20 protein-coding genes are annotated in these 18,080 nt (G+C 69.6%); 8 read left to right on the forward strand and 12 right to left on the reverse strand.

Annotated elements, in window-relative coordinates; all coding sequences use genetic code 11:
- The first annotated feature begins 39 nt into the window (after positions 1-39).
- Positions 40-891: a formyltetrahydrofolate deformylase gene (gene purU / locus L687_RS38615; protein ID WP_021201197.1), complete on the forward strand. Its 852-nt coding sequence runs from the start codon at positions 40-42 to the stop codon at positions 889-891.
- A 126-nt stretch (positions 892-1,017) separates the two neighbouring features.
- Here the strand turns inward: purU and L687_RS38620 are convergent, their stop codons facing one another.
- Positions 1,018-2,064 (reverse strand): NAD(P)H-dependent flavin oxidoreductase, encoded by a 1,047-nt coding sequence (locus tag L687_RS38620; protein ID WP_021201198.1) that lies wholly within the window; start codon positions 2,062-2,064, stop codon positions 1,018-1,020.
- Positions 2,065-2,214: 150 nt separating this feature from the next.
- Between L687_RS38620 and L687_RS38625 the strand changes: the two genes are divergently transcribed.
- Both L687_RS38625 and L687_RS38630 read left to right on the forward strand, forming a co-directional pair.
- A complete protein-coding gene (locus L687_RS38625; RefSeq protein WP_021201199.1) occupies positions 2,215-2,487 on the forward strand; it encodes a DUF6412 domain-containing protein in 273 nt (90 codons plus the stop codon).
- 66 nt (positions 2,488-2,553) lie between these two features.
- On the forward strand, positions 2,554-3,333 hold the full coding sequence (locus tag L687_RS38630; RefSeq protein WP_021201200.1) for a YidC/Oxa1 family membrane protein insertase: 780 nt from the start codon (positions 2,554-2,556) through the stop codon (positions 3,331-3,333).
- On the opposite strand, the gene L687_RS38635 is transcribed toward L687_RS38630, so the two are convergent.
- From L687_RS38635 to L687_RS38645, 3 genes are all read right to left on the reverse strand, one after another.
- Positions 3,305-4,222, reverse strand: coding sequence for an EamA family transporter (locus L687_RS38635; protein ID WP_029259985.1), 918 nt, complete (start codon positions 4,220-4,222; stop codon positions 3,305-3,307). The genes L687_RS38630 and L687_RS38635 overlap by 29 nt on opposite strands.
- Positions 4,223-4,272: 50 nt before the next feature.
- Positions 4,273-5,157 (reverse strand): SDR family oxidoreductase, encoded by an 885-nt coding sequence (locus tag L687_RS38640; RefSeq protein WP_021201202.1) that lies wholly within the window; start codon positions 5,155-5,157, stop codon positions 4,273-4,275.
- 202 nt (positions 5,158-5,359) lie between these two features.
- Positions 5,360-5,707 (reverse strand): DUF7882 family protein, encoded by a 348-nt coding sequence (locus L687_RS38645; protein ID WP_021201203.1) that lies wholly within the window; start codon positions 5,705-5,707, stop codon positions 5,360-5,362.
- A gap of 191 nt (positions 5,708-5,898) precedes the next feature.
- Between L687_RS38645 and L687_RS38650 the strand changes: the two genes are divergently transcribed.
- The 3 genes from L687_RS38650 to L687_RS38660 are packed head-to-tail and all read left to right on the forward strand — an operon-like array spanning position 5,899 to position 7,378.
- The gene (locus tag L687_RS38650) at positions 5,899-6,378 is read left to right on the forward strand and encodes a hypothetical protein (protein ID WP_021201204.1); all 480 of its coding nucleotides are present in this window, start codon (positions 5,899-5,901) and stop codon (positions 6,376-6,378) included.
- Positions 6,375-6,788: a CBS domain-containing protein gene (locus L687_RS38655; protein ID WP_021201205.1), complete on the forward strand. Its 414-nt coding sequence runs from the start codon at positions 6,375-6,377 to the stop codon at positions 6,786-6,788. The genes L687_RS38650 and L687_RS38655 overlap by 4 nt, the downstream gene beginning before the upstream one ends.
- The gene (locus tag L687_RS38660; protein WP_021201206.1) at positions 6,785-7,378 is read left to right on the forward strand and encodes a CinA family protein; all 594 of its coding nucleotides are present in this window, start codon (positions 6,785-6,787) and stop codon (positions 7,376-7,378) included. The genes L687_RS38655 and L687_RS38660 overlap by 4 nt, the downstream gene beginning before the upstream one ends.
- A 17-nt stretch (positions 7,379-7,395) precedes the next feature.
- Here L687_RS38660 and L687_RS38665 read toward each other — a convergent pair whose 3' ends face one another.
- From L687_RS38665 to L687_RS38690, 6 genes are all read right to left on the reverse strand, one after another.
- Positions 7,396-8,484 carry an alcohol dehydrogenase catalytic domain-containing protein gene (locus L687_RS38665; RefSeq protein WP_021201207.1) on the reverse strand — a complete coding sequence of 363 codons (1,089 nt, stop codon included), beginning with the start codon at positions 8,482-8,484 and terminating at the stop codon, positions 7,396-7,398.
- 10 nt (positions 8,485-8,494) lie between these two features.
- Complete coding sequence (locus L687_RS38670; RefSeq protein WP_021201208.1) at positions 8,495-9,202, reverse strand: phosphonatase-like hydrolase; 708 nt, start codon at positions 9,200-9,202, stop codon at positions 8,495-8,497.
- Positions 9,199-10,338 (reverse strand): TIGR03364 family FAD-dependent oxidoreductase, encoded by a 1,140-nt coding sequence (locus tag L687_RS38675; protein ID WP_021201209.1) that lies wholly within the window; start codon positions 10,336-10,338, stop codon positions 9,199-9,201. The genes L687_RS38670 and L687_RS38675 overlap by 4 nt, the downstream gene beginning before the upstream one ends.
- The gene (phnE, locus tag L687_RS38680) at positions 10,335-12,092 is read right to left on the reverse strand and encodes a phosphonate ABC transporter, permease protein PhnE (RefSeq protein ID WP_021201210.1); all 1,758 of its coding nucleotides are present in this window, start codon (positions 12,090-12,092) and stop codon (positions 10,335-10,337) included. The genes L687_RS38675 and phnE overlap by 4 nt, the downstream gene beginning before the upstream one ends.
- Positions 12,089-12,919, reverse strand: a complete 831-nt coding sequence (gene phnC / locus L687_RS38685; RefSeq protein ID WP_021201211.1) for a phosphonate ABC transporter ATP-binding protein — start codon at positions 12,917-12,919, stop codon at positions 12,089-12,091. Before phnC ends, phnE begins: the two co-directional genes overlap by 4 nt.
- Before the next feature lie 109 nt (positions 12,920-13,028).
- Entirely contained in the window at positions 13,029-13,958 is a 930-nt protein-coding gene (locus tag L687_RS38690; protein ID WP_021201212.1) for a phosphate/phosphite/phosphonate ABC transporter substrate-binding protein, read from the reverse strand.
- Positions 13,959-14,127: 169 nt separating this feature from the next.
- Here L687_RS38690 and L687_RS38695 point away from each other — a divergent pair, with 169 nt between their 5' ends.
- The gene (locus L687_RS38695; protein WP_029259976.1) at positions 14,128-14,871 is read left to right on the forward strand and encodes a GntR family transcriptional regulator; all 744 of its coding nucleotides are present in this window, start codon (positions 14,128-14,130) and stop codon (positions 14,869-14,871) included.
- A gap of 254 nt (positions 14,872-15,125) precedes the next feature.
- On the opposite strand, the gene L687_RS38700 is transcribed toward L687_RS38695, so the two are convergent.
- Positions 15,126-16,268 carry a sensor histidine kinase gene (locus tag L687_RS38700; protein ID WP_021201214.1) on the reverse strand — a complete coding sequence of 381 codons (1,143 nt, stop codon included), beginning with the start codon at positions 16,266-16,268 and terminating at the stop codon, positions 15,126-15,128.
- A 227-nt stretch (positions 16,269-16,495) separates the two neighbouring features.
- On the opposite strand from L687_RS38700, the gene L687_RS38705 reads away from it, so the two are divergent.
- The gene (locus L687_RS38705; RefSeq protein ID WP_021201215.1) at positions 16,496-17,152 is read left to right on the forward strand and encodes a response regulator; all 657 of its coding nucleotides are present in this window, start codon (positions 16,496-16,498) and stop codon (positions 17,150-17,152) included.
- Here the strand turns inward: L687_RS38705 and L687_RS38710 are convergent, their stop codons facing one another.
- Positions 17,153-18,016 (reverse strand): EamA family transporter, encoded by an 864-nt coding sequence (locus L687_RS38710; protein WP_021201216.1) that lies wholly within the window; start codon positions 18,014-18,016, stop codon positions 17,153-17,155.
- Between the last annotated feature and the right edge of the window lie 64 nt (positions 18,017-18,080).

Below are 18,080 nucleotides of genomic sequence, written 5' to 3' on the forward strand. Positions count from 1 at the left end.
ATCCACGGCAGAATCGATGCACACCCTCGAGGAGCCCCCATGTCTCAGCCCGATACCGCCCGCCTGCTCATCGCCTGCGACGACCAGCCCGGCATCGTCGCCGCCGTGGCCGGCGTGCTCGCGCAGCACGGGGCGAACATCATCTCGCTCGATCAGCACTCGACCGACTCCGAGGGGGGCCGCTTCTTCCAGCGCACGGTCATCCACCTCGACGGGCTGGCGGCCGCGCGTCCCGCGCTGGAGGCCGACATCGCGGTCGTCGCCGAGCGCTTCCGCATGGAGTGGTCGCTGCATGATGTCGCCCGTCGCAAGCGCGTCGCGATCTTCGTCTCGAAGTACGATCACTGCCTGATGGAGCTGCTCTGGCGCACCCAGCGGGGACAGCTCGACATCGACATCACGATGGTCGTCTCCAACCACCCCGACCTGGCGGAGGCCGTCCGCTCGTTCGGGGTGCCGTTCGTGCACATCCCCTCCGGCGACAAGTCCGCGATGGAGGAGCGACAGCTCGAACTGCTGCGCGGCAACGTCGACCTGGTCGTGCTCGCCCGCTACATGCAGATCCTCACCGACGACTTCATCACCCGTCTCGAAGCCCCGGTGATCAACATCCATCACTCGTTTCTGCCCGCGTTCATCGGGGCGAACCCGTATGCGCGCGCCAAGGATCGCGGCGTCAAGCTCATCGGCGCGACCGCGCACTACGCGACCGCCGATCTCGACGAAGGACCGATCATCGAGCAGGATGTCACGCGCGTGACCCACTCCGAGTCGGCGGCCGAGCTGCAGAGCCGCGGTGCCGATGTCGAGCGCCTGGTGCTCGCCCGCGCCGTGCAGTGGCACGCCGAGGACCGCGTGATCGTGCACGGCAAGTCCACCGTCATCCTCTAGAGCAGCGTCTGGCTCGTAGAGCAGCGTCTGGCTCGCGAGGGTTCCGGTCGCACTTCCTGTCGCTCCGAGGCCGTCAGCGCGGCAGGAACTGCGACCGGAACGCCGCAGAGCGAGCGTCAGCGAGCGTCAAGGAGCCCCCGGAACCCCCGCGAGCAGTTCGGCGAACACGTCCGCGGCGACGCCATGGTGCACGAGCGGCGCGGCCTGCCCCATCCACAGCGACTGCAACGCGCCCAGGTTCTGCTCGCCGGCCGCCGTGCGAAAACGTCCGGTGAGCCAGTTCTGCATCGGGAACGGCGCGATCGTGCCGCTCGCCTCGATCGCCCGCACCACGCGGTTGCGCGCACCCCGGGCGAGGCGTCCGCTCATCGCGCGCGTGAGCACGGTCTCGTCGGCGGCGGTCGAGCGGATCGCGTCACGGTGCGCCTGGTTCGCCGCCGACTCCGCCGTCGCGAGGAAGGCCGTACCGACCTGCACACCGGTGGCGCCCAGAGCGAACGCCGCGGCCGCACCGCGCCGGTCGGCGATGCCTCCCGCGGCGATCACGGGCACGTCGACCGCATCGACGACCTGCGGGATCAGGGCGAACGTCCCGACGAGCGACTCCTCGGCAGGGCGCAGGAACGACACCCGATGGCCGGCGGCCTCAGCGCCGGTGGCGACCACGGCATCCACTCCTGCTGCGGCGAGCGCGACCGCCTCCGCCACGGTGGTCGCCGTGCCCACGAGCCGGATGCCGCGACGTCGGGCCTCCTCCACCAGCGCGTCGGAGGGCACCCCGAACACCACGCTCAGCACCGCGGGGTCGATCTCCCAGATGGCGTCGAGCTGCTCATCGAGGGAGGGGGTATAGCGCTCGGGTCTGCCGGGAACCTCGGCCCCCACGGCTTCGTAGAAGGGCTGAAGCGCCTGCGCGAACACCGTGTGCTGCGGGTTCGGTTCGACCTCATCGCCTCTGGGCAGCCAGATGTTCACCGCGAACGGTCGATCGGTCAGGGAGCGCAGCTCGGCCCCGGTCGCGCGGATGCGGTCGCCGTCGTATCCGTACAGGCCGAACGAGCCCAGTCCGCCCGCATCGCTCACGGCCGCGGTGAGCGCCGTCGAGGAGAGCCCGCCGAAGGGGCCGAGGATGATCGGATGATCGATGCCGAGCAGGGCGCGCAGGTCACTCATGCTTCGACGTTACGCCCGCGGCGGAAGCACCGTCCCCGTTCGAATCGCGAACGGTTGCATTCGAGCCGCCGATGCGACGATTCGCGCGATTCGAAGCCGAGGTGAAGCCCGGGCCCCGGTGATATCCTCGTCGCAGGGAGGAGCGCGCACATGAGCGAGTGGTTCGGGCAGATGCTGAGCTTCGTCGCGACCGCGCTCGGTCTCGTCTCAATGCCGGATGCGGCGGCCCTCGGCCTCGCGATCGCGCTGCTGGCCGTGACCGCCCTCACGCTCGCCATCGTGCTGAGCGTGCGCCCCGGAGCCACAGCCGACACCCCGCATCCGTTGCGCGCGATCGACATCGGCACCCTCCTCACGCAGAGCGATCCCGATGCCGCCGGGCATCCGCGCCCTCGGGCGCCGGGAGTCGCGACCGCCGCGTAGTCCGTTCACACGACGGGACCACGCGGCTTTCGCCGACCCTTCCCGACGCCACGAACGGACACCCGCATGGACATCTTCGCCTTCCCCCCTCTCGCCGCCCTCCTCGACGCCGCCTACGGCGCCCTGACCGGGCTCTCCGACCTCCTCACCCCCCTCGCCGGTGCCTCTGCGGCCGCCCTCGCGGTGGTCCTCGTCACTCTGCTGGTGCGGGCGCTGCTCATTCCCGTCGGCATCTCCCAGGCCAAGGCCGAGCAGACCAGGGCGCGCCTCGCCCCGAAGCTGCGTGAGCTGCAGCGCCGCCACAAGAAGAACCCCGAGCGCCTGCAGAAGGAGACGCTGGCGCTGTACAAGGCCGAGAACACGTCGCCGTTCGCCGGGATGCTTCCCGTGCTGGCGCAGGCTCCGGTCGTCGGCATCCTCTACACGCTGTTCCTCCGACCGGAGATCGCGGGGCACCCGAACGAGCTGCTCGCACACGACCTGTTCGGCGCGCCGCTCGGCACGAGCCTGGTGTCGGCGCTCTTCGGTGGCACGGCGACCCCTGCCACGTTCCTCGTCTTCGGCGTGCTGCTGGCGGTGATGATCGTCGTCGCCGAGATCACCCGTCGCGTCTTCCGTCCGGCACCGGTGGAGGGCGACGACTCTCCGCTGAACTCCCCCGCCATGCTGCGCGTCGTCTCGGCGATGCACTACCTCACCGCCGTCTTCGCCGCGTTCGTCCCGCTCGCTGCCGCGCTGTATCTCACGGTCACCGTGGTGTGGACGCTCGTGCAGCGTGTCATCCTGCGGCGGCGGTTCCCGCTGCCGACGCCCGCGGTCAGTCGGGCAGCGGTATCGGCGCGGTGAAGGGGCCGGAGGGGCCGCCGTCGCGACGGTCCCTCCGTACGCCGAGCGTGGTGCCGACGCTCGCGGCGATCACGAGCCCGACGGCGAGCATCCGCAGCGGTGTCGCGTCCTGCCCGAGGATGAGCCACCCGGCGAGGGTCGCGAACGCGGGTTCGAGGCTCAGCAGCACCCCGAACACCCGCTGCGGCAGACGGCGCAACGCCGCGAGTTCGAAGCTGTAGGGGATCACCGACGACAGCACCGCGGTGATCGCCGCGAGCAGCAGGAGCTGCGGGTCCATCGCGACCGTCGATGCGGCGGGGATACCGACCGGGATGAGGAGCACGGCCGCGACCACGAGGCCCATCGCCAGTCCGCTGCTCCCGGGGATCAGCGCGCCGACACGGGCGCTCATCCGGATGTACATCACCCAGAAGCCGGCGGCGATGAGGATGAACACGACCCCGAGCGGATCGAGCGGCTCGGCGCCGATCATGCCGTCGATGCCCAGGACGACCATGCCGAGCAGGGCGACCCCGACCCAGGCGAAGTCCGCGAGCTTGCGGGTGAGCACGGCGGCGAGCACGAGCGGACCGAGGAACTCGATCGCGACGGCGGGGCCCAGCGGGATGCGATCGATCGCGGCGTAGAAGAAGCCGTTCATCGCGGCGAGTGAGACACCGAAGAGCACCGCGGCGAGCCACTGCGGGCGGGTCCACTTCCGCGGTCGCGGGCGCACGATGACGACGAGCAGGATCGCGGCGATCGCGACGCGCAGCGAGGTCACGCCCCACGGCCCGAGCACGGGGAAGAGCTGGGCCGCGACCGCGGCCCCGAAAGGGAGCGAGAGGCAGGAGCCGATGACGAGCGCGACCCCCACGAGGGGACTGGACGCGGCGGGCTTCTGCACCAGACAAGCTTAGGCGGCGGCCCCCGGCCGGACCGCCGCCTCGACGCAGATCAGAGAGCCTTGCCGCCCGTGACCGCGATGACCGATCCGGAGGTGTACGACGACTCGGACGATGCCAGGTACACGTACGCCCCGGCCAGTTCTGCCGGCTGTCCCGCCCGACCCAACGGGGTGTCGTCTCCGAAGGTCGCCAGCCGCTCGGCGTCCCACCCGGTCGCCGGGATCAGCGGCGTCCAGATCGGCCCGGGCGCGACGGCGTTGACCCGGATGCCCCTGGGCCCTGCCTCCTCCGCGAGCGCCTTCACGAACGCCACCTGCGCCGCCTTCGTCATGGCGTAGTCGATCAGTCCCGGCGAAGGGTTGTACGCCTGCACGGACGCGGTCACGATGATGCTCGCTCCAGGCTCGAGCTGACGGTAGGCCGCCCGTGCCGAGAACAGCATTCCCGCGAGGTTGGTGTCGAACACCCGGCGCATCCGCTCCGTCTCCAGGTTCTCGAAGCCGTCGATGTCGTGCTGGTAGCCGGCATTGAGCACGAGCACATCGAGTCCGCCGAGCGCACTCCGCGTCCCCGCCACGATCTCGGTCGCGAACGCCTCGTCCCGCAGGTCACCGGCGAAGCCCACTCCGGTGCGTCCCGCCTCGCGGACCAGGGCGAGGGTGTCCTCCGCGTCGTCCTGCTCCTCGGGCATGTGCGCGATCGCGATGTCCGCGCCCTCGCGTGCGAAGGCGATCGCCACGGCCCGCCCGATGCCCGAGTCTCCGCCGGTGATGAGGGCGCGGCGTCCGTCCAGGCGACCGTGGCCGACGTAGGTCCGCTCACCGTGGTCCGGTTCGGGCCTGGTCTCCTCGGTCAGTCCCGGCTGGTCCTGGTGCTGTGCGGGGAAACCCTCCTCGCGGTGCGCGTGCCGTGGGTCGGTGGTGTCGTCGGTCATGGCCGATCCTCCTCGTCTCGTCGGACGTGTCGTCGTCGGAGCAACCCTCCCCGATCGTCCCGTCCTTCGTCAGGGGGTTGACAGATCTCGCCGTTCGCCGGGGTGCCGTCGATGTCCGGGGCGCAACGCCGAGACCCACCGACGGATGCTCCGCGCCGGTGGGTCTCGATGAGGTGCGTGGGCTCGAGGAGAGCCCCGGAGGTCAGAGCGGGGGCGTGACCGGAACCTCTCCGGCACCGGGCTCGTCGCCGGCCTCGGCGGGTTCTGGCACCAGGTACAGACCGCTCGGAGCGTTCGCCGTGAACGCCAGCGCCTCGATCCACGCGCGGTTGATCGAAGGCTGACGGCTGCCGAAGTACTTGAAGACGAGCGAGCTCCCGGGCTGGATCCACACGGTGGTGCGCCCGCCGCCCACGCTCGCATCTTCGCGCCAGCTGAACGGGAACGGCTCGCCGCGCCGCAGCTTCGCGGTGATGACGAGTTGCAGGTGGGTGAGGGCGCGGTCCTCGATCTCGGTCTTCACGCCGCCTTCGTAGACGAACTTTCCCATTGGTGGTGCTCCTTGGTCGCTGCCTGGCCGAGACGACGGCTTCGATCCATTGTCGCGCACTCCTCCGCCGGATGCCGCCCTCACCGGCAGGTGTGCCCGATGCCGACTCGATACACCGAAGTCAACCCCCTCGGCGAGACATCGACCGGAGCCTAGCCTCGGGGTCACTCGAACTCGAGAAGGGCAATGCCATGAACGACCGACACATCGACGACCGTCCCGACGAGGGCTACACGCCGACGACCACCCACGCCCAGTGGGGCGCGGGAAACCCGCGGCTGCGCATCACGCGGGACGACGAACGCACCGAATTCGCCCTGGAAGACGACGTGGTGCGCATCGGCTCGGCCGACGGCAACGAGCTGCGCCTCGCCGACACCGACCCCGTGCATGCCACGATCACGCACGACGACCGCGACGAGTATGTGTTGACCATGCACGGCGAGGGCGAGACGAACGCGAGCCTGGGTGTGGACGCGACCCATGTCGATGAGGACTCCGAGACACTGCGCACGGGAGCGCACTTCACGGCCGGTCCGTGGACTCTCGTGTTCGCGCGGGATGAGTTCGCCGATCACGGTCGCCCGTACGGAGGCCGCGCGGGCGGCGAATACTCCGACCAGCCGCTCCAACCTCCTCGCCCCGACTATGACGAGAGCGAAGAGCGATGACCACCACCCGCGATCTGATGACGCCGAGTCCGCGGTGCATCGGGGTGAACGATTCGCTGCGCATCGCCGCGTCCGTCATGGCGGATCTGGATGTCGGCGCCCTGCCGATCTGCGGCGAGGACAGCAAGCTGAAGGGCATGCTCACCGACCGCGACATCGTCGTCGGAGCGATCGCCCTCGGGATGGACCCGGAGACGACGCCGGCGTCCGCTCTCGCGAAGGGCAGGCCGGTCACGGTCGACGCCGACGACGACATCCGTGTGGCCCTCGATCGGATGCAGGAGAACCAGGTGCGACGCCTGCCGGTGATCGCCGATCGGCGACTGGTCGGGATCGTCAGTCAGGCGGACATCGCCCGTTCGCTCTCCGCGGCGACGACCGGCAAGACAGTGGAGAGCATCTCACGGTGACCCTGCACGACGACCCCACAGCCGATCCGGACACCGAGACGGACGACGCGGACGACACCGAGGCGGACGGCACGAGCGGCGACCCCGGCATACGCAGCCACATCGCGCGACTGAGTGAACTCGCCGCCGAGCGACCGTTGCGGGTCGGGGTGGCGGAGTCGCTCACGGCCGGCCTGCTCGCGCACACCATCGGCTCCGGCGACGCGGCCTCGGACTGGTTCGCCGGCGGCGTCGTCGCCTACCGGACGGACGTCAAGGAGCGAGTGCTCGGGCTGACGCCGGGGACCGATCCCTGCTCCTCCTCGTGCGCAGAACAGCTCGCCGCGGGGGCACGGCACCTCTTCGACGCCGACATCGCCGTGTCGACCACGGGCGTCGGAGGCCCCGAGCCGCAGGGGGGTCACCCCGCGGGGACCGTCTACCTGGGCTGGGCCACCGCTGACGATACGGGTCATCGGAGGCTCGCTCTGGTCGGCGACCCGGAAGAGGTCCTGGCCGCGACCGTCGCCGCCGCCGTCCGCCTGCTCGCCTTCCATTCCGAGGGGCTCCGCCCGCTCGGGCCCCTGCGCGGTCAGGACGCCGACGAGTAGCGTCGGCGATACGGGCGTCACTGCCCCGGGATGAGCCCGATCCGCAGGGGCGCGCACGGGCTAGCGGCTGCCGCCAGAGCCGCGTCGATCTCGAACAGCCCGCGCACCGCGCCGACCGCATCCGCGAACGGGTAGGCCCGCCCCCGTCCGGCGAGGAAGGCCACGGCATCGGCCAGCTCGGCACCGGTGTAGTTGTGGACACCGGCGACCGTGACCAGCCGTCGCACGATGCTCTCGGCGTCGAACGGCACCGGGTCGGCGGGGAACACGCTCCCGACGAGCACGACCGTTCCCCCGACCGCGACGCCCGCGAGTGCCTCGGCCACGGCATGCCCCGAGGCCTCGATCACCACGTCGGGTTCACGGGCGAGACCCGTTGCGCCGAAGCGTGCGGCGAGCGCGCGTCGATCCGGATTGGGGTCGAGCACCTCGACGGTCGCGCCCTGCTCGGCCGCGATGGCCGCAGCCGACAGCCCGACCAGTCCGGCCCCGTGAATCCGCACGGCGGCCCCGTCGAGGTCGCGGTCCTTGGCGGCCCTCGCCACCGCCGCCCAGGCGGTCGCCGTGGCGCACGAAGCGGGGGCGAGCACCGAGGCGGGGAGCGCCTCCGGCACCCGCACGATGGCCGTCCCCTCCCGCAGCTGCACATGACTCGCGAAGGCTCCGGTGAGATCGCCGTGCGCCCCGACCCGGTCATGCCCGTACTTCCCCAGGTCGCGGCATTTCTGCGGCATGCCCTGCAGGCAGCGGTCGCAGCGCGCACACGACACCGTGACCGACCAGACCACCCGGTCGCCGATCCGCAGCGGAGTGCCGTCGACGGTGAGCGCTCCGGCGTCGCCGGTCGCGATCACCCGCCCGACGCTCTCGTGTCCGAGCACGAGCGGCGTCGGCGCGGATCGACGGCCCTGCACGGTGTGCACATCCGAGCCGCAGATCGTCGACATCTCGACCGCCACGAGCACATCGCCGTCGGCGAGCGCGACCCCGGGCACGGCGATCGTCTCGTGCGGATGGCCCTCGCCGATCCAGACCATCGCGGTCGCCGCCGGGCGCAGAGCGACGTCTCTCCGGTGTCCGGGAGGACGGATCAGCAGCGTTCCCATGTCGGGCCTCTCAGGAGGTGGCGACGAGCGGGAGCAGTTCGCGCTGGACGAGCACACCGCGCAAGGCGGTCACATCACTCAGCACGGCATCCGCCCCTGCGGCGCTCAGCGCCGGACGATCGTGTGCACCGGTCAGCACGCCCGCGACGAATCCGGCACCGGCTCGGCGGCCCGACTCGACGTCGCTGACGGTGTCGCCGGCGACAGCGACGGCCTGGACAGAGGCGGTCTGCGTGCGCAGCAGCGCGGTGAGCACCAGGTCCGGGGCGGGACGCCCGCGTCCGGCATCGATCGGCGACAGGACGAGGTCGACGAGATCGCCCCACCCCAGACCGTCGATCAGGGCGTCGCGGGTCACCGGGGCGAAGCCGGTGGTGAGCACGACCGTCAACCCGGCATCCTTCAGCCCCTGGATCGCGTCGGCGGCGCCAGGCACCTCGGAGACTCCCTGCTCGGAGACGATCTCGGCGTACGCGCCCTCGAACGCGGCGGTCGCCCGTGCGGCCGACTCGGCGTCGCCACCGGAGAGGTGCGTGAAGACATCGATCTTCGACTGCCCCATCGTCACACGCACGTAGTCGAGCGCCTCGTCCCACGGCATCCGGTCCGCGACGCCCGTACGCTCGGCGGCGCGCTGGAACGCCTGTTCCACGACGCCGTCGTCGAGCACCGTGGTTCCCGCCATGTCGAGGACGACGAGTTCGAGAGGAGTGGTCATGATGTTCCTTCCATTGCTGCCGCCCACCCGAAGGCGGCGGTGAGATTCTCTTCGGCGAGCCCCAGCCCTGTGGTCATCCCGATGCCGGTCGTGGCGGCGAGCACCAGCACACCGTCGTCGGTCCGGTCGATCAGGAACTCCTGCCGCCCCTTCGCGTATACGCCCTGCCACCGCTCGATCACGCGGGGCGCCGGCGCATCGAACAGCGTTTCCGCCTCGCTGAGGAAGGCGGTGAAGGCGGCCTCGGGCTGGAACGGCACAGGGGCCACGGCCGTCGCGTGCGAGTCGCCGATGATGAGCGTGCCGTCGGGGAGCTGCGTGTACATCTGGTTGAGGTCGATCGCGGCGAGGTCGGGCCGCTCGATGTGCAGGCGCTCCCGCAGCACGGCGGCCTCGGGTCCGTCGGAGAACCGACCGTAGCGGACGAGCGACCAGCCGGTGAGCAGCGGCGCCGCCAGCGGATGCCGGAACGACACGGCCGCCCGCATCATGTCCAGGGCGCAGCGGACCACCCCGTGCCGTTCGGCGACCTCGGGGAGCAGCTGATCGATGTCGTGGTTCACGGCGACGACGACGCTCCCGCAGGCGATCGGACCGCGGGTGGTCTCGACACGTCCGTCTCCGACCGCGGTGACGGCGGTACGGAAGCGGAACTCGACACCCAGACGAGCCAGGTGACGCACGATGGCATCCGCCGCGGTGCGCGGATCCGTCTGCAGGTCGGTCTCGATGTGCGCGCCGCCGATGAGTCCCTCGGCACGGAGCGGGGCGAGACGCAGGAGCTCCGTGGAATCCAGCATCCGGATCCCGCCCTCGCGGGAGGCGGCCTCCAGCACGGCGAGCTCATCGTCGTGCCGGGCGGCGACCAGCGTGCCCGACTCGCGCAGCCAGAAGCCCGCATCGTGGGAGAGGCGCAGCCACAGGTCGCGCGAGATGTCGGCGTACCGCCGGGCCTCCCCGCCCTGAGCCCCGATGCAGAGATGCCCGAAGTTGCGGATCGTGGCGCCGACCGGTGCGTCGGTGCGGTCGACCACGATCACGCGCAGACCGCGCCGGACCGCCGCGTACGCCGCACCCAGACCGACGATCCCGGAGCCGACGACGACCACGTCGGCCGTGTCGAGAGGACGATTCATCGGAACACCTTCCGCATCCACATCGCGAGCCCTTCGACCACCAGCACAGTGGCGAGGATCATCAGCACGATCGCCGTCACGGTCTCGTAGCGAGAGCCCTGGCTGGCGTTGAGCAGGTAATAGCCGACGCCGCCGCCGCCGACGATCCCGAGGATCGTCGCCGCGCGGATGTTCGTGTCGAGCATGTAGAAGCTGTGGCCGATGAGCGCCTGCATGCCCTGCGGCACTGTCGCCGAGGTATAGGTCTGCAGACGCGTCGCGCCCACCGCGCGAAGTGCGCGTTCCGGTCCGCGGTCCACTTCTTCGAAGGAGTCGGCGATGAGCTTGCCGAGCAGTCCGATGCCGCCGATGGCGAGAGCGATGACGCCGGCCTGCGCGCCGAGTCCGGTGATGACCACGAGCACGATCGCGAGGATCAGCTCCGGGATGCCCCGGATGCCGACGAGCAGCAGACGTGCCGTGCCACGGGCACCGGAGCTCGGGGCGACGTTGCGTGCCGCGAGCGAACCCAGCAGCAACGACGGGAGCAGGGTGAGCACGGTGGCCGCGAGGGCGATCGCGACGGTCTCGCGCATCGCCTGAAACATCGCGCTCGCGTCGTAGTTGCCGAACGACGGCGGCCAGAACTTCGCCGCCACCTCTGGCAGCTTGGCCCAGAACGTGATGAGGTCCATCCAGTTGATCTGGCTGACCACGACGCTGCCGATCACCACGAGCACCGCGACGACGCCGGCGATCGTGTGGCGCACGCGCTGCGCGGTCCAGGGCCGCCGCACCGCGGTCTCCGGGCTGGCCGCCCAGGCGGGGCGAGCGTCGGGTGCCGATGCGGCGTTCGCGCCGAGACGCGGATGCAGGATCCTGTCGATCCACGATCGGGTGTGCTTCTGCTCGCCGAGCATCGCGCCGCGGACCATGCTCGAGACGATCTCCATCGCGACGCACAGGATGAAGATCACGAGGGCGATGCCGAGGCCCTTGCCGTAGTTGAGCGACTTGAACGCATACGACATCTCCAGGCCCAGACCGGCGACGCCGACGTAGCCGAGAACCACGCTGCCGCGCAGGTTGATGTCGTTGCGGTGCAGCACGGTGGCCACCCAGCTGGGCAGCACCTGCGGCAGGATGCCCGACGTGAACTCCTGCATCTTCGAGCCGCCCGCCGCACGGATGGCGAGGCGGGGGCCTTCATCGATCTGCTCGATCGCATCGGCGAACATCTTCGAGATCATGCCGATCGAGTGGATGCCGATGGCGAGGATCCCGGGAAGGGTGCCGAGCGAGAACATCAGCACGAACGCCATCGCGAGCACCACGTCGGGAAGCGCACGGGTGAGCACGCCGATGAACCGCGCGGCTGCGCGCCATCCGTTCCCCGGCGTGGTGTTGGCGGCGGCGAGGTAGGCGATCGGCACCGACAGCACGGCGGCGAGCAGCGTGCCCACGAGCACGAGTCCCACGGTGAGGGCGATCAGCCAGGCGAGGTCGCCAGGGGCGGGGAAGGTGAGACCGCCGACGCGCGCCATGAAGTTCTCGGCATTGCCCCAGCTCTGCACCATCGCCGGGAGGGAGATGTCGACATCGCGGACGGCGAGGATGCCGAGCACCACGAGGGCGACCAGGGTGAGGGATGCCGCGATCCGCTCCGGCGAGATCGGACGCCTCGGGGCACGCTCGGCGACGCTGCGCCCGCCGCCCTGAGCCACGGGGCCTCCGCCGCGTGTGGCGGCATCCGTCGCGGAATCGAGGGCCGTCATGATGCGGCCACCTGCGCAGCCGCCTCGACCAGCTCTTCGGCCACGGCACGGATCTCGGCGGTCGTGGTGGCGACGCGGCCGTAGATCTCCATGACCTCGGCCTTGGTGAGATCGTCGGTCGGGGTGTCCAGCACCACTTCGCCGTGACGCAGACCGACGATGCGGTCGGCCCACGCGATCGCGAGGTCGACCTGGTGCAGGCTGCAGACGACGGTGAGTCCCTCGTCGGCGGCGATCTCCCGGATCAGCGCCATGACCTGCTCGCTCGACTCCGGGTCGAGCGAGGCGACCGGCTCGTCGGCGAGCAGGATGTCGGGCTTCTGCATCAGGGCCCTGGCGATGGCCACGCGCTGCTGCTGTCCACCCGAGAGGGTGTCGCTGCGCTGGTAGGCGCGGTCGAGCAGACCGACGCGGTCGAGGTGCTCGAGTGCGGTGAGCTTGGCGGCACGCGAGTATCCCCAGAGGCCGAGGCGCGGCCCGCGCACGCCGGACAGCGATCCGGTGAGCACGTTCTCGAGCACGGTGAGCGAGGGCACCAGCTCGAACTGCTGGAAGATGAAGCCCACGCGGCTGCGGAGGTCGCGCAGCGCCCTGCCCTTCAGCGCCGGCACCTGGGAGCCCAGCACCTCGACCGAGCCCGCGGTGGGGGTCTCGAGACCGTCGAGGTGGCGCAGCAGGGTCGACTTCCCCGAGCCGGAGAGGCCGAGGAGCACGACGATCTCGCCGCGGGACACCTCGAGCGAGGCATCCTTCAGTGCGGTGGTCGTCCCGAAGGTCTTCGTCACGCCGTCGAGGCGGATGAGGGCGTCGGATGCCGAGGCGGTCATGTCGTAGCTCCTGTGGTGTCGTGAGTCGTGCGGTGGTGCCCTCCGTCCCCGTCCGTGCGCGACGGAAGGGACGGAGGGCGCCGGGTGAGGGGAAGCGGTCAGGCCGGGCTCAGGCCTTGCACTGCTCCGCTTCGGTCTCCTTGCAGATGTCGCGGATCAGGTCGTAGTACGCGTCGTCGACCGGCTTCGTGGCGTAGAACACGCTGCGGAAGGCGTCGGTGTCGGCACCGTCGATGCCCGCGGCGATGATGTCGTCGATCGTGATCTCGGCGAGGCCGTCGATGAGCTTCTTCGAGACGTCGTCCGGGAGCGTGGAGGAGTAGACCAGCGGCGCACCGGGCACCATCGTCTCGTCGACGACCTTCACCTTGTCCGACTTCTCGACCTCGGAGTCCTCGGCGAAGCCCGCCTCGCACTCCACGCCCTCGCCGACCTTGGTGACGCTGACATCGTGCTTGCCTGCGAACACCGGAGTGATGTCGTTCTTGGGGTCGATGCCGGCCTTGAGCAGGTTGTACGACGGGAACAGGTAGCCCGAGGTCGACGACGGGTCCACGAAGCAGACCTTCTTGCCCTTGAAGTCGTCGATGCTCGTGATGTCGCTGCCGACCGGGACGATCGCCTGCGAGAAGTAGCCCGGCTCCTGGCCCTCCTCGGTCACGATCGAGGAGATCGGGGTGAGCTTGGCGCCGTTGTTGGTGGCGGTGACGTAGGTGAATCCGGAGAAGGACGCGACGTCGACCTTGCCGGCGACCGCGGCCTCGATGAGTGCGGCGTAGTCGGTCGACTCGTGGTACTCGACCGTCTTGCCGGTGATCTCGGCGATGTAGTCCATGAGCGGCTGGTAGTTCGTCTCGGTGTCGACCGAGTCGGGCACGACGCCGAAGACGAGCGTGTTCTCGTCGACCGCGAATCCGCTGGCGGAGGACGACTCGTCGGCACCGGGTGTGCCGGCTGCGTCGGCCGAGCCGGAACAGGCGGCGAGGCCGAGGGCGAGGAGCGCGACGCCGGCGAGGGCGGGAAGAGCGCGAAGCTTCATGAGGACCTTTCAGGGTGTGAGGGGTGATCCACGGAAGACTCTCTCAGGTGCCACGCCGAGATATGTACCTAACTCGGAAGAGTTCAGGGCTCGTTTACCGAGCATTCGCCTGGATGAACACTCCTCGAACGTGATCGCGCTCACCGAGATGGCGAAGTAATGTACCTATGTGGCCGAAGCTGTGTACACCCAGATCGCCGACGACCTTCGCGCGCAGATCGCGGCGGGCACCCTGCGCCCAGGCGACGACGTCCCGACCGAGGCGGACCTCGCCGAGAAGTGGCGCACATCTCGCGGTCCGATCCGCAACGCCCTGGCCGCTCTGCGCGGCGAAGGTCTGATCGAGACGAGCCGCGGGCGGCCGGCGCGCGTGGTCGCCCGCAAGGCTAATCAGGCCGTCGACGTGTCGGTGCCGTTCACGCGCTGGGCTCGGGAGCTGGGCGTCACCCCGGGGGCGCAGACGCAGGAGCTGAGCCTGCGGCGCGCCGGCGATCTGGGAGCAGCACTCGGCGTCGACGCGAGCGACACCATCGTGAGCGTGGTCAGGCTGCGTCTGCTCGACGGCCGGCCGACCATGCTGGAGCGCCTCCACTACACGGAGGTCGCGGGACGACGATTGTTCGAGGTGAACCTCGACGAGGTCTCGATCACGGAGTACCTGGGCTCGGTCGGACACCCGATCGTCACGCTGCAGCACGTCATCGATGCGGTGGCCGCCGACGACCAGGATGCGGCACTGCTGCGCGTGCCCCGTGGCACGCCCATCCTGCGCCTCACACGCACGTCGCGCGATGCGGAGGGGCGGATCTTCGAGGCCTCGGAGGACCGCTACCTGAGCGAGGTCGTGCGCTTCACGGTCGCCGCGTCGGGGATCTCCACCGACGGCCATTTCATGCGTGCCGTCGGCGCCTAGCAGGACGTGCATGAGCACCGGTCGGGAGGCCGGAGAATCGGCCGTTAACGCAGAAGGCGATCGCGAGCGCGCAAGGTGTTTCAGAAGCCAGAAAGACCGCGCCCGCGATCGCAGCGCTGGGGACGCTTTATCTGGGGAGCCTTCAGATTACGGGAGGCTGCAACGCGTTCCACAGGGTCGAACGTCGAGACTTCTCTAGACTTTCGTCTAGGTTCTCGCGGATCGTGGAAGGCGTGCTCACACACTCTAGAGCATCAGACGACCGGAAGTCGGGCCGACACGACCCAGAATCCCTCGACTTCGCCGGCGCTGAACTCGCCGCTCGCGCCCATGACGCGCTCCGCCATCCTTCCCAGGCCGGTGCGACTGGAGGAGAGCTCGCGGCGCGGCGTCGTCGGGAGCGGGCTGCGCAGCGTGAGGTGGGCGACGTCGTCGTCCACGGCGAGGTCGATCTGCACCTCACCGGGTCCTGCGTATTTGAGGATGTTCGTGGCGGACTCGCGCACGATGCGCGCGAGGACGATCTCGACGGCACGCGGGATGCGCTCGTCGCGGGGGTCTCCGTCGCGGGCCACGGAGTGACCCGCGGATTCGAACTCGCTCTGCGCCTCGTCGATCGCCGCTGCGAGGTCGCCCGTCTGCACACTGGACGACTGCGGACCGTCGTCCGCCAATTCGATCACGAAGCGAAGATCGGTCATCGCCTTGCGAGCGGCGACACGGATCGCTTCCTGCGAATCGGTGCTGGTCTCGGGGTCTTCGAGCATCTGCACGTGCAGCGCCACCACCGTGAGGTGGTGCGCAATGCTGTCGTGCAGCTCACCGGCGATCCATCGTCGCTCGGCGAGCACTGCTTGACGTTCTTGTTCCGCGCGCTCCTCGAGTTCGCGCTCGAGGCGACTGCCCCGAGCGAAGGCGAGCCGCAGGGCGAACCCGACAGCTCCGGCCACCGTGGCGAAGATGAGGAACAGACCGACGTTCACATCGGTGTCGGCATCGCCGTTGGCGACGAGTGCTGCAGCGATGAGGAACGCACCGGTGTACGACAGGATCAGGGAGGTCCATCCCAGCCTCATGACCAGCCCGGCCGCGACAGCGGCTGCGGTCAGAACCTGGGACTCGGTTCCCACGAGGAATGATGTCGCGAACACGACGCCGAGGGCGCATGTCGCGATGAGTGGATTCCAGAGATAGAGGGCGAACGCTGCGGTACATGCGACGCTCACCAAAAGTGCGACCGGGTTCACACCCGGCGTGGTGAAAAAACCTATGACGTCCGTGGCGATGGTGATGGAGACGATGACCAGGACGACGATCCGCTCGATCGCGCTGAGCTTCTCGCCCCGACCCAACCGGAACGAATCCGCAGATCGTCGGGTGGACTGGTCGAAGGCCATGGTTCACTATCTCCTATTCGCCAGGTACGCTAGCGGACGAGACCAAAAAACTTGCCAACCTGCTGCCAGAAAGTCATTACGTTCACCTCCATTATGTAGTCGTTCGTCGATGTCTGTATTCATCTTCTCGGCGAACAACGCGGCGCACATCTGTCTCACGTCTAGAGGTTTTTGGCCAAAGGTCTACATGACGTCATCGAAGCGCTCCCGCCGTTAGGCTTCCCCCTATGCAGGAAATCCGTGTCGTGATCGTCGACGATGATCCACTGGTCCGTTCGGCGCTGTCGCACTTCGTGTCGCGTGACCCGGAGATCACCGTGATCGCGCAGGCGGAGGACGGCCTCGAGGCGATCGCCACGGTGGAACGCGAGCAGCCCGATGTGGTGATGATGGACGTGCAGATGCCCGAGATGGACGGCATCGAGGCCACCGGCGTGATCGCCGAGCGCTGGCCTCACGTCCGCGTCCTCGCGGTGACGACGCTCGACGGCAGCGACACGGTGCTTCCGATGCTCAGCGCCGGCGCCTCCGGCTACCTGCTCAAGGACTCCAGCGCCGACGACATCGTCACGGGCGTCCGCGAAGTGCACAGCGGCGCCAGCTCCCTCTCTCCCCGGATCGCCTCGATGCTGATCAAGCACGTCCGCGAATCTACGCCCGTGGCGGCCGACGCCGACGCCCTCGAGCCGCTCACCGAGCGCGAGGTCGAGGTGCTCCACTGCCTCGCCCAGGGCATGTCGAACGCAGAGATCGCCAAGGCGCTGATCGTCTCCGAGGGTACGGTGAAGGCGCATCTCGGCCGCATGATGTCCAAGTGGCACCTGCGCGACCGCGTGCAGATCCTCGTGACGGCCGCGCACGCTGGTCTCGTCAGCTTCCGCTGATCACCACGCGAGCAGGACGATCCCCGCGACGACGACGAGCGACGCCGCGATCCGCCAGGCGGGACGCGACTCCCGCAGCACGAACACCCCGAACAGGCTCACCAGCACCACGCTGACCTCGCGCAGGGGGGCCACCAGCGCGACCGGTGCGATCTGGATCGCGGTCAGCACCAGGATGTACGACAGCGGCGACAGGATGCCGAAGGCCAGGATGCGGCGCCATTGCGTGCGCCCGAGCGCCCATACCGCACCCCAGCGCCGACGCACCGCGATCGAGTAGAACGGCACCTGCAGCAGCGTGGTTCCGACCATGAACGCGACCGGCGAGAGGCCCCAGGTGCGTACCGCGTGCGCGTCCCAGATCGTGTAGACGGCTATCGCGACACCGGTGAGGAGCCCGAAGACGATGCCGGGATCGAGCCGCCGAGAACCCGCCCCTCTCCCCCGGTCGACGAGTCCGATGGCGACGACGCCGACGATCACGGCGGCGACGCCCACGAGCGCGACCGCCGAAGGACGCTCGCCGAGCAGCAGCACGGCCACGATCACCGAGAGGAAGGGGCCCGTGCCCCGCGCCGTCGCGTAGACGGTGGAGAGGTTGCCCTCCCGGTACCCGCGCTGGAGCACCGCCATGTAACCGACGTGCAGCACCGACGAGACGGCGACGCCGAGGGCGAACGATCCCAGGTCGTCGGCCCCGAGACCGCCGGTGAACGGCACCGCGCCGATCCACACGACGGTGCTGCCGACCGATCCCCACCACAGGAACGGCGCTCCGGCCCGGCTGATGCCGTGCGCGATGATGTTCCACGCCGCGTGGGCTATGGCGGCGCCGAAGACCAGGACGAAGGCGAGTGGAGACACGACGAGACCCTTCCGTCCGACGCGCGGCGCGACGAACAGGGTCCTCCGGGCTTTTGTCCTGTCA

It is taken from the genome of Microbacterium maritypicum MF109 (assembly GCF_000455825.1).
GTDB lineage: Bacteria > Actinomycetota > Actinomycetes > Actinomycetales > Microbacteriaceae > Microbacterium > Microbacterium maritypicum_A.